Genomic DNA, 13,552 nt, shown 5'->3' with positions numbered 1-13,552 from the left:
AGGCTTGTCTTGTCAGGATTTCCGTAGCGTTGCATAGCTATAGTTACGTCAATATAAGACATCCAAAAACCCTAAAAACGTTCATACGTTCATCTGGGAAATGAAAAATGCCTCAATCAGACTTGCTCTTGCTATAGCTACAGAATCGTAACTGAGCTAGCAAAAGGCTAAATGCCCTACCCTTAGAAATGCCACAATATTATGTCAACAACCTCTATCTGAGGGCATAGGCCCCTAGGGCGGCAGATTCCTAGGCCAAGGTAAAAAGTTCTAATTCCTGAGCGCGGCCTCGAATGGGGTGTAGACCCACCGACTGCAAGGGCCAAGTCCCCGCGCGCTGCCGAGTAGCATCGCTCACCAGCACACCGTTTCCTAAGGTTTTGGTCAGGGCTTCGAGCCGGGCCGCCACATTCACCGTATCGCCAATCACCGTAAACTCAAGACGACCGCTGGTGCCCAAACAGCCCGCCACCACGGGGCCAGAATGCACGCCCACGCCCATGGCCAGGGGAGAAAATTGCGGCACTTCCCGCACCATGGCGGTGGCGGCGGTGAGGGCACTGCGGGCGTGGTTTTCGAGCGGGTCAGGGGCACCAAAGACCGCCAGCATGCCGTCCCCCATAAATTTATCTACCCAGCCACCGTGGTGTTCCACAATGGTGGCGAGCAACCCCTGGTATCGATTGAGAAAATCCAGCACCGCCTGGGGTTCTAGGGCTTCGGCAAAGTGGGTAAACTCGCGCAGATCGGTGACCACCACCGTAACATCGCGCTTTTGGGACTGCTGGAGCAGTTCTAATGGCGACTCGAAGGCGGCTTCAACAATAGATTTGGGTAAAAACTGTGCCATTAGCATGCGCCCAGACTCATTTTTGACGTGACGGCGCACGATGACCGCCATCCGCATACCTAAATAGCCGGTGCCAAACACCGTAATGCCGGCAAACAGAGCCAGGGCTAGGTTGAGTTGAAACAGCACCGCCGCATAGCTAAAGTTCCCCAAGGCCAGCAGCGAGGTGAGCAGCGCCGCGCGGCGACTCAGCCGCAGCCCCCCCGATACGGCCACCAGGCTGCAAAAAGCCACCACGTTGGTCACAATCAGCGGTTGGGTAGCCCCTAGCACCCGCCAAATATTGGTGATAAAGGCCCACAGCAGCAAATTGTCAAAAATGGGGATGATCACCTGCCAGCGGTGCAGCGCCTCCATCGACAGGCCCTGGCGCAAAATCACCACTAGCCCCAGGGCAACGAGATTGGCGCAGAGGCTAATGATCATCACCGTGGGCGGCACGTGGTCTTTGCCCAACAGCACCTGGGGAAACAAAAATACCGCTACGTCGAGCAGTAGGGAGATCAGCAACACCCCCATCCGCACGTAGGACAGCTGGAGTTCGTTGCGGTGGGCCTCTTGGGACACCACCTGATTGAGAGCGGCCTGAATGGTGAGGCGACGGGACAGCGTGGTGGTGCCCGCAGGGGTTTGAAAAGTCATCTCCGCTGACGGTTGAGGGGTAGCACAGACGCGATGGCCCTGATGAGGCGAAGGGCGGCGGTGCGCCGCAACCTAACGGCTTAATTTATTAAACCACGGCCCTTAGCGTGCTCCTGATGCCTGTATTTAAAGGGTACCCCTAACCCGCAGCCACGATCTCAATCTGTCCTACCATACCGGCCTCGGCATGGCCTGCGATCGCACAGTGCAGCTCATAGACGCCGGGGCGCTCGGGCACAAACACCCACTCGGCGATCGCCCCTGGCTTGAGTTCCAGCTCGTGGATCGCTCCCTTGACTTCCACATCGCCCGCCTGCACCTTCTGAGTCCAGAGGCCGTCGGCAAAGTCTTTGGCGGTGAAGTAATGCCTCTCGGGGCTAGGGTTGTCGAGCACCAGGCGGTAGCGCTGGCCCGCCCTAAAGCTGAGCTGGCTGGGCTCAAATCGCAAGTCGCCCGCTGCGGTGCCCAGATGGACGGCAATGGTTTCTGGCGGGGCGGGGGATGCAATCGCGCCACTGGCCCCCAGCATCAAACCCAGGGCCATTACCAGCGCGATCGCCCCCAGCAGAAAACCTGCCCCCAAATCTATCCGTAGCCGCTGTCGACCTACCGATTGCTGACCCATAGCGCCTATCCCTGTGCCTATCTCTATAAGTACCCCAGGGGAAGCCCGTCGGGGTACGCCGTTTTGAGAGATTCTACCGCGCGCTGGGTGGTAGGCCCCATAATGCCGTCGATGGCACCGCTGTAAACCCCCACCCGCTTGAGGTAGGTCTGAAGCGTTTTAGTGCGGTGCTGCAAATCGTGCCAAAAGGTATCTACCCAGGTTTGGCTGAGGGTGCGCCGCAGCTTGCTCTGCTGCTGGCGCAGGGCCTCTGTGGGCAGAAGCTGGAGGTGCTCGCCGACCCAGCCATCGGCCTCGTCTAGCCAAAAGCTCAGCCAGGGGTCATCGATGGCCTGGTCTAAAATTGCGCCCAGGCGGGTTTCGTCGTTGGCAGACAGGCGGGGCTGAAGCGCCAGGGTGCAGTAGTCAATCAGCGTAGCGCGGTGCTGCTGTAGCGCCTGCCTGAGATCGGCGATGGGATGCTCTCCTCGGTTCATTAGGAGAGCGACTAGGGCGGTGCCTAGATCGTCTGCCGTCAGTGAATGGTCTAAGGGTGCCGTCGCGTGTTCTAGGGTCATACTCCTCGCGTGCCTCCGTTGAGAAAGCAACTAAACAACTGGGGTGCCCAGACCGCCCCTGCCCCTGGCCGAACGGCGCGATCGCCTCAGCCCGCCGCCCGCTGCTCAGTCCGGGCGTCTCTAAGCGCACCAGACACGAAGCCGGGGCCAACGGGGGTCTGGAGATTGCTCCACCAGTATTAGTGACCTTTGCCCTCGGCTTGTGACAGGTCAAGGGCAACTTTTTTAAAGACTATTTTTGACGCTAGTTTCCGCAATTCAAATTGTCACAGTGGAGCAGTTTATATCACTTAAAGAGTGAGTGATGCCGCTACCTAACGCCCTAGGGAATATGAGCCAACCTGACGACACCAGTGGTTTTAACGAGTTCCGCCTCCCCGCCGATGCTCCAGCCCCAGACGTGTTCGATCAAGCGCTAAGTGAAATTCTTGGCCAAGACAATCCCCATGCTTACCCCATCCTGAGTGCGATTCAGAGAACCCTCCAGCAGTACCACCTTGAGGCTCAGTTCGAAGCCTACGAAATTTTGCACGAGGCCTACCTGCGAGGCAAGCGCAAGCTCCAGACCGGCGAGGTGATTCGCAACCCCTACGCCTGGCTAAAGGCCACGGCCTTTCACGTCATCTACGAACGCAAGCGCAAGCACCGGACCAGCGCCACTGACCCCCAGGTGATGGAGGCGGTGCTGCCCGACTATCGGCTGAATCTAATGCAGCAGCAGATGCTCAGCGAAGAGCTTGACCTGCTTTACCAGGCGCTGCACCTGCTCCATCAGGAAGACCCAGCCGGTACCTGCCTGCTCTACCTCCGCACCGTGCGCGGCTGGTCGTGGAGCCAGATCAGCGCCTGGCTGTCCGCCGAGGGGCAGCCCGCCACCAGAGAAGCAGCACTGCGGCAGCGGGCCTCGCGGGCCAAGCGCCGCCTGCACGACATTGTGTGGCAATCGATTGACCCATCGGCCCCGCCGCCGCTGCCCTGCAAACGATAGGTGAGGTTTCTGCCAAAAAAAGCTGGTTAGGCTACCCCCAGAACGGCATGATGGGGACAGCACTAGCACAGGAAGGAAGCCCATGGATAAGCTCTTGGCGCGGCTGCGCAAATCCAAACTGCTGCTGTGGGGCATCATTGGTGCGCTGCTGGTGGGGATGGCAATTCCCCTGTTGCTGCTGGTGCCCCGGCGCAACCAGGCCAGCCCACCCGCTAGCCCCGAGGCCCACCAGGAAATTGTCACCGAGGTGATCACCTCCACCGATCGCGCCAGTTTAATTGGCGCTTCGCCCACGAAGGGCAACCCCAACGCGCCGATTGTGCTGTTTAAGTTTTCTGATTTTCAGTGCCCCTACTGCACGGTGGCGGCGGGCTACATGAAAGAGTTTGTGGGCAACCACGAAGACGAGATTCTCTACGTCTACAAGCATTTCCCTCTCACCCAGATTCACCCGGAGGCGATGCCGTCGGCGAAGGCGGCCTGGGCGGCGCAGCAGCAGGGGCAGTTTTGGCTCTACCACGACGGCCTGTTTGTTAACCAAAACCGTTTGGGCGAAGATCTCTATATTGAGCTGGCCGAGGCCATGCAGCTCGATATGGATCAGTTCAACCGCGATCGCACCAGTGCCGAAGCTACCGCTGCCATTGAGCAAGACCTCGCCCTAGCCGAGCAGCTTCAGCTCCAGGGCACCCCTTCTTTCATCATGAATGACCTGCTGATTCCGGGCGGTGCACCCCTGCAGCTATTTGAGGAAATCTTTAACCAGATCAACGCGGCGATCCAGAGCCAGGGCTAATCTTAGATCGCCCTGATCTTGTTCATCCCCCTGGCTGCGGAAGCCTCAGGTTGGGAAACCCCGCCAAGTCCTGCGATCGCGGGTCGATCGCTCTTGCGACCATGGATTGCCTGTATCGCTGACTCTTAGTTAGCCGATTGAAGCGTGCGGACAGGCCCGGTTGCCTGGGGGGTGCTATGCCAGTTGGCTGTGCCAGTTGGGTCGCCTGCCTGCTGAAACGCTGAAACGGTGAGGTTCTGGATGGGCCGCGATCGCCCCTCAGATCCTTCGACAACGCTGCAATCCCCTGCCAGGCAAGAGTTTGAGAAACTTGGAGCGGTTTGTAAACTGTTAGGCCAGTGTCACCCACTACACAAAGTGTCATGGCTTCGCTAAGGGGTACCTAGGCTCCAGCGTTACAACAGTGTCATGGCGAAAGCGAAGACAACCGCTTCTCTGCCAGACCCATCCCGACCTAATGGCATCGACTCATAAATCGCATTGGCCGTTTTGGGTGGGCTTCTCAACAAAAGACAGTCAACAACACACAGTTTGCATTTGGAGAATGACCATGAAAACCCGTTCTATCGCTGCGATCGCCTTAGGTCTCACCGCTGCTTCCCTCGCTGCCATGCCCATGGCCGCTAACGCCCAAGACGCCAGCACTGACTACAACTACGTCGGCGCAGGCGTCGGCATCAGTGACGACATTGGCCTCTCGATCAACAGCAAGGTCACTGTAGCCGACAACATCTCGGTGCGCCCCGGCGTCATCAGCGACCTCGACTTCAATGGCGACGATGGTGAAACCGTCTTCCTGCTGCCCGTGACCTACGACTTCAACGCCGTTACCGACAACGGTCGTCTGCTACCCTACTTGGGCGGTGGCCTGTCGGTCTCTACCGAAGGCTCTACTTCGGTTGGCCCTATGCTCACCGGTGGGGTTGACTACCGCATCACCGATCGCATCGTCGCTAATGGTGGTGTCAACGTATCGTTCTACGACACCACTCAGGTCAATGGCTCTGTCGGTCTAGGCTATACCTTTTAGGTTCTTAGACCTCCTGTTCTAAACCAGCAATAAAGGGATCGGCGGAACGTCCGCCGATCCCTTTTCTTTTGGTTGCCCTGCGGCAGTAGTGTTCTAGCCTTAGTTTTCGGTAGCGGCGGCGGTGAAGAGGTCTGTCGCTGTGATATCGAGTGCGCCCAGTTGGAGGGATTGCAGGCGATCGCCACCGTTCAACGTCATAGACTCTTCGTAGACGCCATCCCTCATTGCTAACACCAGCACGGTTGCCCTCTGTGGGTCAACAATCCAGTATTCAGGAATGCCCAGGTCTTGGTACTGCCCGCGCTTAGCCACGTAGTCTCGGTTGCGCTGCACTTCCCCTGGGCTCACAATTTCAATGACCAAGACCGGTGGCCCCATCGAGAGGCGCAGGGTGTTGCGCCGCTTCAGTGGGTCAACTTGCTCGGGGTGAATGACCGTAAAGTCTGAATAGCGGTTTCTGGGTTCGCCACGCACTTCCAGCTCTAGGCCATGTCCCCTCAGACGCCGGGGGCCAACTATGGGCAAGAGTGTGGCAAAAATTAAGTTAGCGATCTCAACGTTAAAGCCCGACTCTGGCGGCACTTCAATCAATTCTCCATTAAAAAGCTCGTATAGCTTTTCTGTGCCGTCGTCGTAGGCCAGATACTCTTCAAAGCTTTGAAACCTGGGCTTCAGCTGAAACATCGGTTAGCTAGACGAGTATGGACAATGGACAACAGATTTTGAAATATGGAGCTAAGCGGGTTCGAACCGCTGACCCCTTGCATGCCATGCAAGTGCTCTACCAGCTGAGCTATAGCCCCTTGTGCGCCAACTTTTTCGCTGAGCGCATCAACAATAGTGACCTAAGGGGGGTACCGTCGTCAACCCCAAATTTCCCTGTGAGTTTTATCTGCCGGTAGCGGTGAAGGGCAGCCATCCGCGATAGAGTCAGGGAGATTGATAGTATTCACGTGGCAATGGCAATGGTTTATCCTGGTTCTTCATCTCCCCCCGATGCCGATGCGGTGCAGGATGTTTTGCTGCGGCTGCGGCGTAAAGAGGGCACCTGGGTCACCTGGGCCCAGGGCTGCCAGGCGCTGCAAAAGGCGCGGTACACCCCCCAGCAAATTTTTGAAGAAACCGGCTTTGAGCCCATCCACCAGAACCAGATTATGGTGGCGGAGCAGGTCTACCAGTCCATTCTTAAGGCGGGGGTGGCGGAGGCGACCGTGGCCCACTTTACCGAGCGGGGCAGCGACGCGCTCTACGAACTGCGGGTGCTCTCCCAGGGCGATCGCGCCGCCACCGCCGACTTCATTCGTCAGCACGGCATCGACTCTGAGGAGGTGCGCGATCTGGTGAAGCCAATCAAAGAATATGCCTACCGCAAAGACAAGCCCCAGGGCTTTGGCGATGGGCCGGGAGATGCGATCGCCTACCACTTTTGGAAGCTGGCCCGCCAAAACGATGACCTGCAAGACCGATCGCGCCTGATTGCCCAGGGCCTGCGCTTTGCCCAAAGCCCCACCGCCCGCCAGCACATCGAAAAGCTGCTGACCGACTTTACGGTCGTCAAAGACCGCCCCGCCCCCCGGCTGCCCCTCTACCGGCTCGAAACCGAAAGTGAGCTACCGCGCATGATCCCCGTGGTGGGGCAGATGCCGCTGACGGTGGATGACCTCAAAGCCGTACCCGTGGTGGTGGCGGAAGAACCCTTCAGCATGGTCAGCGCCAACGGGGCCAGCGCCTGGATCGCGGTTCCCGGCTGGCAGGTAATCTTTCGGGCCGAAGACCCGGTGGGGATTCTCACCCAGGCCCGGCAGTTGCCCAACTACCCTGCCGATGCCGCCGATGACACGGTGCTGGTGGTGGTCGATCGCAGCGATCGCACCTGGGACGACGACGGCTATTTTCTCACCACCGAGGGCGATCAGCTGGCCCTGGTTTGGTCAGCCAGCCCGATTGAAACCCCGATCTTGGGCAAAATGATTCTCATTCTGCGGCCCAAGCGCATTCTGGATGAAAACTACAACCGCGAACTCTGGCAGCTAGACGAATAGGAGACAGCTATGGGCCTCGAACGACGCTTATCTCGCACCATGTTCTTAAATACCGAGATCGTGGAGCTGCGGCAGATGTGCTTTACCCCCGGTCGCGTGTTTGAACCGGGGAAGTATATTGCGGGTGACCTGCCCGACACGGCCTTTGAGATGGGCCTGGTGGAAAAGCTGCCGCCGGTACGGGGGAAGAGTGAGGAGATTGGAGATCCGCCGGAAGCGTGAGTGAGCGGGTGAGAAAGGTGAAGAATGCAAAATGCAAAGTTTCTCCTCCGGAGACGCTGCGCGTAGGCAAAGCCAGTCCGAAGGACTTACAAAATTTTGCATTTTCAATTTTGAATTCATTTCTTTATCTCTATCCTCACCATCCAAACTTTTAAGACAACGTGACCTAAGCTACAGCGGTCTCTGCCGTCAGCCTCGACAACAGATCGTAGTATCTGTGGTTGCTGGCAATGGCCGTAACATCCTTAACCCCTCGGGAATTGCCCTCGCTGCAACGGCCCCAGATCATTGTCTGTGGGCTGGGGCGCACGGGACTGCGGATTTTTAGTCTGCTGCGGCAGCAGGGGGCGCAGGTGGTGGGCATTAGCTACCATCCCATGCCAGAGGTAGTGGGCGAGATTGTGGTGGGGGAGCTGCGATCGCCCGCTACCCTCACCCAAGCCGGCATTCACCAGGCCCACACCCTGGTGCTGGCTACCTCTGACGACGCCCTGAATTTGGCGATTTTGACCCAGGCGCGCATTCTCAACCCCAATATTCGCATCATCAATCGGCTGTTTAACATCAGCCTGGGGGAGCGCCTCGACCACACCCTGCCCCACCATGTCAGCCTCAGTTCGGCGGCGCTGGCGGCACCGCTGTTTGCCTTTGCGGCGCGGGGCAACCGGGCGATCGGGCAACTGCGCCTGTTTGACTTGACTTGGCCGATGTACGAGGAGGTGATCGATGCCGCCCACCCCTGGCATGGCAAGCCGCTAAAGACCTTGTGGGACAACCGATCGCAGCTCTTAATTCACTACCATTCGGCCCGCCGCCCCATCGATCTGGTGACGGCGGTGGTAACGGGGGAGGTGTTGCAGGGGGGCGATCGCATCGTAGTAGCCACCCGACCCCAGCAGCCCATCCTTAAATCTCGCCATGTGGCTCAGTTTTGGCAACGGCTGCTGGTCACCCTCGACCACGGTCGCCGCCGCGCCCGCGCCACGCTGCTGGTGATTTTGGCCCTGCTGATCACCATTGGTCTCGCCACCTTCACCTACCTGTGGCACGACCTCAACACCAGCTGGGTCGATGCCCTGTATTTCTCAGTGGGCATGATCACCGGAGCCGGGGGCCAAGAACAGGTGGCCGAAGACTCCTCAGCTAGCATCAAAGTCTTCACCGCGGTGATGATGCTGGTAGGGGCGGGGGTGATCGGCATTTGCTACGCCCTGCTCAACGATTTCATACTGGGATCCCACTTTCAAAGCCTGTGGAGCGTGGCCCGCATGCCCCGCCAGCACCACTACATTATTTGCGGGCTGGGGGGCGTGGGCTATCGCACGGCCATCCACCTGCACAAGACCGGGTACAAGGTCGCCGTGATTGAGCAAGATGTCAGCAACCGTTTCCTGCCTGCGGTCAAGGCGCTCAAAATTCCGGTTATCATCGCCGATGCCAACCTGACCTCTACGTTAGAAACTGTGAACCTGGCCTCGGCCCAGGCTTTGCTCGTTGTCACTAGCGACGATACGGTGAATTTAGAAATTGCCCTGACGGCCCGCAGCATTGGCCCCCAGGTGCCCGCCGTCGTGCGCATCTTTGACGCCGAGTTTGCCCAGCAGGTGCAGCAGGTGTTTGAGTTTGACCAGGTGCTCAGCCCCATGGATCTGGCGGCACCTACCTTTGCCGCTGCGGCCCTCGGGGGAAGAATCCTGGGCAACGGCATGTCTGGGGATCTGTTGTGGGTGGCGATCGCAACGCTAATCACCCCCCACCATCCCTTCTACAACCAACCTATTCAGACCGTGGCCCAGACAGCGCATCTGGTACCCCTCTACATCGAGTCGGCCAATCGCACGCTCCACGGCTACGACCTGCTCGACGTAACCCTGACCGACGGTGACGTGCTCTACCTGACCATGCCCGCCAACCGGCTCGACTGCTTGCAATACATCCCGGCGGCAGTTACAGAGGAGCTGCGAGGGTAAGGGGGTAGATCGATGGGGACGCGATCGCCTCGTCCTTAGGATCTCAGCGACGGTTGATCTGGAGCCAGCTAAACAGCTGCTCTGGGGTCAACGATAACGACATTCCTGTTAAGCCTGGCAACGCAGCATCTTCAGTCTATTCTTCGGGCAAGCGATCGGGGTGGTAAACCAGCACCACCCGTTCTTCAGGATCGATCAGCCAGCCGAGTTGCCCTCCGTGGCACAGGCTGGGCAAAATTTTGCGAGTCACCTTCATCTGGCTCTGCTGGGGAGAAAGAATCTCGGTGATCCAATCTGGAGCGACGTTGACACCAGTGCTGACAATCTCACCATTCTCGTCAGCGGGGATTTGGCTTTGTTCCAGCACAGCAATAGCTGGCACTATGGAGCGCTCACCAATGGTACAGCGCAGTTCGGTCAGGGCTTCATCGGGCGAATCAACGGCGTTATTGATAACACCAACCAACCGCGATTGAATCCGACTGTGTTTTCCACTGGGCATCGGTTTTTGGCTGACCTCTCCCTACACAAATTCCCAAGCCGGTGACTCTTCAATGTAGGACAGCGTTAAGAACTGCTCTAGGGTCAACCGTTGAGGTGGAGGTAACAGTCATGGCGATGGCCCTCGCTAACCGTCAACTGCCTGAATTGTAGCTTTCCAGAATCCTTCCGTTTAGTCTCCCGCTACAATAGCTCCAGTAACCATCAACCACCATGGGGCGCACACCCACCCTCACCTACGATCGCGGCACCCTGATTCTGCATCCACCGCCACGAGGCAAAAGCTGGGTAGACTTCGCCCACTGGGACGATCGCATTGAGAAATTTCGCATTCCCGCCCAGCAGTACCGCTCCCTCGTCGAAACCCTACGGGCCGAGCAGATCTCCTTCAATGACCAGGCCCAGACTTTTGCTCCGCTGGATCTTGATCCCCGGCTGAGCCTAGAGCCCTATCCCCACCAAAAAGAAGCCCTCCAGGCGTGGATTGACCAGCGCTGGCGCGGGGTCGTGGTGTTGCCCACCGCCAGCGGTAAAACCTACCTGGCTCAGATGGCCATGCAGGCCACGCCTCGTCCCACGTTAATTACCGTGCCTACGTTGGATTTGATGCACCAGTGGTATGCCCATTTGGAGGCCGCCTTTCCCGATCTGGAGGTAGGGCTTTTAGGCGGGGGATCTAAAGATCGCACGCCAATTTTAGTGGCTACCTACGACAGTGCTGCCATCCACGCTGAGAGCCTGGGCAACCAGTACGCTCTGCTGATCTGCGACGAGTGCCACCACCTGCCCAGCGACTTTAACCGGGTGATTGCTGAATATTCCATCGCGCCCTACCGGCTGGGGTTGACCGCCACTCCCGATCGCGCCGATGGTCGCCACGACGATCTCACCCATTTGCTGGGGCCAGTGGTCTACGCCAAGTCAGCGGCAGATTTATCTGGGGATGCCCTGGCCCCGTTTCAGATTGTGCCGATTAAAGTGAAGCTGTCGAACCAGGAGCGATCGCGCTACAGCCAGCTAATCGCCCAGCGCAACCGCTTTTTGCAGGAGGCCAACATCTGGCTCAGCTCGGCCCAGGGGTGGCAGCGGTTTGTGCGGGCCAGCGCCCAGTCTTTAGGGGGGCGGCGAGCCATGCTGGCCCACCGGGAGGCGCGGGCGATCGCCCTGGGCACCGAGGGCAAGCTGCGGGTGCTAGCCGATTTACTTGCCCAGCACCACCCCGATCGCACGCTGATCTTCACCAACGACAACGCCACGGTCTATCAAATTTCCGAGACGTTCTTGATCCCCGCCATTACTCACCAGACGCCGGTCAAAGAGCGCCACGCCATTCTCCAGCGATTTCGCAGCGGTGAGTACCCCACCCTGGTGGTCAGCCACGTGCTCAACGAGGGCGTAGACGTGCCCGAGGCGCGGGTGGCCATTCTGCTCTCCGGCAGCGGCTCAATCCGCGAGTACGTGCAGCGGCTGGGGCGCATTCTCCGCAAGGGCAGCGGCAGCAAGCAGGCCGTGCTCTACGAAGTCATCGCCGAAGAAACTACCGAAGAAGCGATCTCTAGCCGCCGTCGTCAGGGGGTACAGCCCTCCACCCCTGGCCCTCGACAGCTCGAACTGGTGCCGGTAAAGCCCGTCTATACTGCCGATCCCCTGCCCGCGGTTCCCCGCGCCGCCGAGGCACCGCCGTTACCTCCCCCTGAGCAGACCTAAGCATTCACCTATGCCACTACAACCGATCCCAAAGAAGTGGATAAAATTCTGCTCCAAAAGCTGTTCAAACGCTATCTTAGTAGTAGGCTAAAGTCCTGCTAGATAAAGGGTTGCCGCGATCGCGCTGCCGCCTTGGTTCAGGGCTTTGCCCACGGCTCAGTAACGGTTTATGAAGCCGCGTTGATGACTTGTGCTTCCCCCACCGCCCTACGTGTCGGGTTTTGCCTCAAGTGATTAAGCGTTAAGCCATGGGCTAGGTAAGCTCCGTCGGTCAGTGTCGTTGGTCTGCTTCAGTGATGGAGCCCGCCAGTGACCCGCTCCTGCCTACCAGGGTTGAGCCTTAACTTCTAGGAACTCGGGAACTAGACCGACTGCTTGGGTTCTTGAACCCTGGGCAGCGCAACTCCTGCCTCATTACTTTGGCGATCGCCCCAGCGCCAGACCTCCCCTACCTGCTCATTCCCCAACTATCCTTCGATGAGTCACCTGTTTGCTACGGCTTTGCTCCTTACCCTCGGTGTTGGTTCAGCGGGGCTGCTGACCGTCTCTACCCAACCGACCCTGGCCCAGGCGTTCCATTCTCCTGGCCCCTTGCAGGCAGGTCTGCTGGGCACCAGTTCGTCCACGCCGGCCCTGTCTAACTATCTGGCCCAGGCAGAGATTCCCTTCGCCGAAGTGGGGATCGGTGCCGATGATGCCGCCTCGTCGGTGGAGTTGGGGCAGGCTTTAGATGCTGCGATCGCCGCGACGGTTTGTGCCGACCTGCCCGACTGGCAGCGGCCCTCAGAGGTCGCCCAAACTAAGCAGCTAGAGGCCATGCCCTACTACGGCGAAGCCCTAGATAGCGATCCCCTGGAGGCCCTCGCTAAGGCCTGGTGGAGCCACGAAATCTTTGTGTTTACCACCTACGGCCTCAGCGCCCGCACCGATCCCCTCTACCTGTCTGGGGTGTGGACGGCCATTGATGACACCTGGGACTGCTACAGCGGCGACCAGCCCGAGCAGATCAACCAGGGCGAACTGGCCGAAATGTGGCTGCTCCATCACCGCTTGGTGGGGCTTGAATGGCAAGACGATCAGTACCTGGCCACAGTTGAGCCCGTGGGCTCAGGCCTGCAACTGGTGCAGTTTCCCCGCCGAGAAAGGGCCCAGAGTTTACCTCTGAATATTGTCACTACCACCGGCCAGGCCCTCGCGGTGATGTCGGGAGACTGGTGATCCCCTGCTTTACCGACAGACAACCCCACCAAAACAATGCCTCCGGTTCAGACGAACCGGAGGCATTGTTTCATATTTCCGAAGGATTTTAGAGCAGCTCTCGCCACCAGAAACCCACAGGTTGCTAGAGGGCGGGGGGGGCTGCGGCCACGTCGAGCCAGCCCGCGCTTAGCACTACCGTCAGACCCATGAACAGCACGGTCAATGTCCAGGTGACGCGGTTGAGGGTGGTTTCAGCGCTCTTGGTGCTGGTAAACAGCTGAGCTTGGCCACCTAAGCCGCCTAGACCATCGCCCTTGGGGCTGTGCAGCAGCACCAGAGCCGTCAGACCCACGGCAGAAACCATCCAGATAACTTTCAAAATTGTGGTGACTATCATCGCGTTCCTAAACTAACCTGCTCAA

At 58.7% G+C, this 13,552-nt stretch carries 13 protein-coding genes, 1 tRNA gene and 1 pseudogene; 8 read left to right on the top strand and 7 right to left on the bottom strand.

The features are described from left to right. Window positions 1–250: 250 nt before the first annotated feature. The 3 genes from VB780_RS18335 to VB780_RS18325 all read right to left on the bottom strand — a co-directional run bounded on the left by VB780_RS18335 (window position 251) and on the right by VB780_RS18325 (window position 2,674). Window positions 251–1,492: an adenylate/guanylate cyclase domain-containing protein gene (locus VB780_RS18335; protein WP_323352618.1), complete on the bottom strand. Its 1,242-nt coding sequence runs from the start codon at window positions 1,490–1,492 to the stop codon at window positions 251–253. Between the two features lie 139 nt (window positions 1,493–1,631). Next, complete coding sequence (locus VB780_RS18330; protein WP_323352617.1) at window positions 1,632–2,117, bottom strand: plastocyanin/azurin family copper-binding protein; 486 nt, start codon at window positions 2,115–2,117, stop codon at window positions 1,632–1,634. Between the two features lie 23 nt (window positions 2,118–2,140). After that, window positions 2,141–2,674: a peptidoglycan-binding domain-containing protein gene (locus tag VB780_RS18325; protein WP_323352616.1), complete on the bottom strand. Its 534-nt coding sequence runs from the start codon at window positions 2,672–2,674 to the stop codon at window positions 2,141–2,143. A gap of 304 nt (window positions 2,675–2,978) precedes the next feature. On the opposite strand from VB780_RS18325, the gene VB780_RS18320 reads away from it, so the two are divergent. The 3 genes from VB780_RS18320 to VB780_RS18310 all read left to right on the top strand — a co-directional run bounded on the left by VB780_RS18320 (window position 2,979) and on the right by VB780_RS18310 (window position 5,488). After that, window positions 2,979–3,662, top strand: a complete 684-nt coding sequence (locus VB780_RS18320) for a hypothetical protein (RefSeq protein WP_323352615.1) — start codon at window positions 2,979–2,981, stop codon at window positions 3,660–3,662. Between the two features lie 82 nt (window positions 3,663–3,744). Beyond that, window positions 3,745–4,458, top strand: coding sequence for a DsbA family protein (locus VB780_RS18315; protein WP_323352614.1), 714 nt, complete (start codon window positions 3,745–3,747; stop codon window positions 4,456–4,458). 550 nt (window positions 4,459–5,008) lie between these two features. Beyond that, on the top strand, window positions 5,009–5,488 hold the full coding sequence (locus VB780_RS18310; protein ID WP_323352613.1) for a hypothetical protein: 480 nt from the start codon (window positions 5,009–5,011) through the stop codon (window positions 5,486–5,488). A gap of 99 nt (window positions 5,489–5,587) precedes the next feature. Here VB780_RS18310 and VB780_RS18305 read toward each other — a convergent pair whose 3' ends face one another. Continuing rightward, a complete protein-coding gene (locus VB780_RS18305) occupies window positions 5,588–6,172 on the bottom strand; it encodes a Uma2 family endonuclease (protein WP_323352612.1) in 585 nt (194 codons plus the stop codon). Window positions 6,173–6,218: 46 nt separating this feature from the next. Further along, window positions 6,219–6,291, bottom strand: a tRNA-Ala gene (locus tag VB780_RS18300). 162 nt (window positions 6,292–6,453) lie between these two features. Here VB780_RS18300 and VB780_RS18295 point away from each other — a divergent pair. The 3 genes from VB780_RS18295 (at window position 6,454) to VB780_RS18285 (ending at window position 9,722) form a co-directional block, all read left to right on the top strand. Continuing rightward, the gene (locus tag VB780_RS18295; protein ID WP_323352611.1) at window positions 6,454–7,530 is read left to right on the top strand and encodes a RuBisCO accumulation factor 1; all 1,077 of its coding nucleotides are present in this window, start codon (window positions 6,454–6,456) and stop codon (window positions 7,528–7,530) included. A 9-nt stretch (window positions 7,531–7,539) separates the two neighbouring features. Then, on the top strand, window positions 7,540–7,752 hold the full coding sequence (locus VB780_RS18290; RefSeq protein WP_190755667.1) for a hypothetical protein: 213 nt from the start codon (window positions 7,540–7,542) through the stop codon (window positions 7,750–7,752). 230 nt (window positions 7,753–7,982) lie between these two features. Continuing rightward, window positions 7,983–9,722, top strand: a complete 1,740-nt coding sequence (locus VB780_RS18285) for an NAD-binding protein (protein WP_323352610.1) — start codon at window positions 7,983–7,985, stop codon at window positions 9,720–9,722. Window positions 9,723–9,858: 136 nt separating this feature from the next. Here VB780_RS18285 and VB780_RS18280 read toward each other — a convergent pair. Then, a pseudogene (locus tag VB780_RS18280) lies at window positions 9,859–10,233 on the bottom strand (Uma2 family endonuclease); the annotation flags it as partial. Window positions 10,234–10,436: 203 nt separating this feature from the next. Here VB780_RS18280 and VB780_RS18275 point away from each other — a divergent pair. Continuing rightward, a complete protein-coding gene (locus VB780_RS18275; protein ID WP_323352609.1) occupies window positions 10,437–11,930 on the top strand; it encodes a DEAD/DEAH box helicase family protein in 1,494 nt (497 codons plus the stop codon). Between the two features lie 477 nt (window positions 11,931–12,407). Further along, window positions 12,408–13,148, top strand: coding sequence for a hypothetical protein (locus VB780_RS18270; RefSeq protein ID WP_323352608.1), 741 nt, complete (start codon window positions 12,408–12,410; stop codon window positions 13,146–13,148). 124 nt (window positions 13,149–13,272) lie between these two features. On the opposite strand, the gene secG is transcribed toward VB780_RS18270, so the two are convergent. Then, on the bottom strand, window positions 13,273–13,527 hold the full coding sequence (gene secG, locus VB780_RS18265) for a preprotein translocase subunit SecG (protein WP_323352607.1): 255 nt from the start codon (window positions 13,525–13,527) through the stop codon (window positions 13,273–13,275). Between the last annotated feature and the right edge of the window lie 25 nt (window positions 13,528–13,552).

Origin of the sequence: Leptolyngbya sp. CCNP1308 (assembly GCF_034932455.1) — a bacterium.
Classification (GTDB): domain Bacteria; phylum Cyanobacteriota; class Cyanobacteriia; order Phormidesmidales; family Phormidesmidaceae; genus Nodosilinea.
The sequence above is the reverse complement of the archived record's forward strand: the minus strand, read 5'-3'. Positions and strand labels throughout refer to the sequence as shown.

Coding starts and splice junctions, on each gene's coding strand:
- secG (WP_323352607.1), bottom strand. CDS start 13,527: ATGATAGTCACCACAATTTTGAAAGTTATCTGGATGGTTTCTGCCGTG.
- VB780_RS18330 (WP_323352617.1), bottom strand. CDS start 2,117: ATGGGTCAGCAATCGGTAGGTCGACAGCGGCTACGGATAGATTTGGGG.
- VB780_RS18295 (WP_323352611.1), top strand. CDS start 6,454: ATGGTTTATCCTGGTTCTTCATCTCCCCCCGATGCCGATGCGGTGCAG.
- VB780_RS18270 (WP_323352608.1), top strand. CDS start 12,408: ATGAGTCACCTGTTTGCTACGGCTTTGCTCCTTACCCTCGGTGTTGGT.
- VB780_RS18310 (WP_323352613.1), top strand. CDS start 5,009: ATGAAAACCCGTTCTATCGCTGCGATCGCCTTAGGTCTCACCGCTGCT.
- VB780_RS18320 (WP_323352615.1), top strand. CDS start 2,979: ATGCCGCTACCTAACGCCCTAGGGAATATGAGCCAACCTGACGACACC.
- VB780_RS18305 (WP_323352612.1), bottom strand. CDS start 6,172: ATGTTTCAGCTGAAGCCCAGGTTTCAAAGCTTTGAAGAGTATCTGGCC.
- VB780_RS18285 (WP_323352610.1), top strand. CDS start 7,983: ATGGCCGTAACATCCTTAACCCCTCGGGAATTGCCCTCGCTGCAACGG.
- VB780_RS18325 (WP_323352616.1), bottom strand. CDS start 2,674: ATGACCCTAGAACACGCGACGGCACCCTTAGACCATTCACTGACGGCA.
- VB780_RS18315 (WP_323352614.1), top strand. CDS start 3,745: ATGGATAAGCTCTTGGCGCGGCTGCGCAAATCCAAACTGCTGCTGTGG.
- VB780_RS18335 (WP_323352618.1), bottom strand. CDS start 1,492: ATGACTTTTCAAACCCCTGCGGGCACCACCACGCTGTCCCGTCGCCTC.
- VB780_RS18290 (WP_190755667.1), top strand. CDS start 7,540: ATGGGCCTCGAACGACGCTTATCTCGCACCATGTTCTTAAATACCGAG.
- VB780_RS18275 (WP_323352609.1), top strand. CDS start 10,437: ATGGGGCGCACACCCACCCTCACCTACGATCGCGGCACCCTGATTCTG.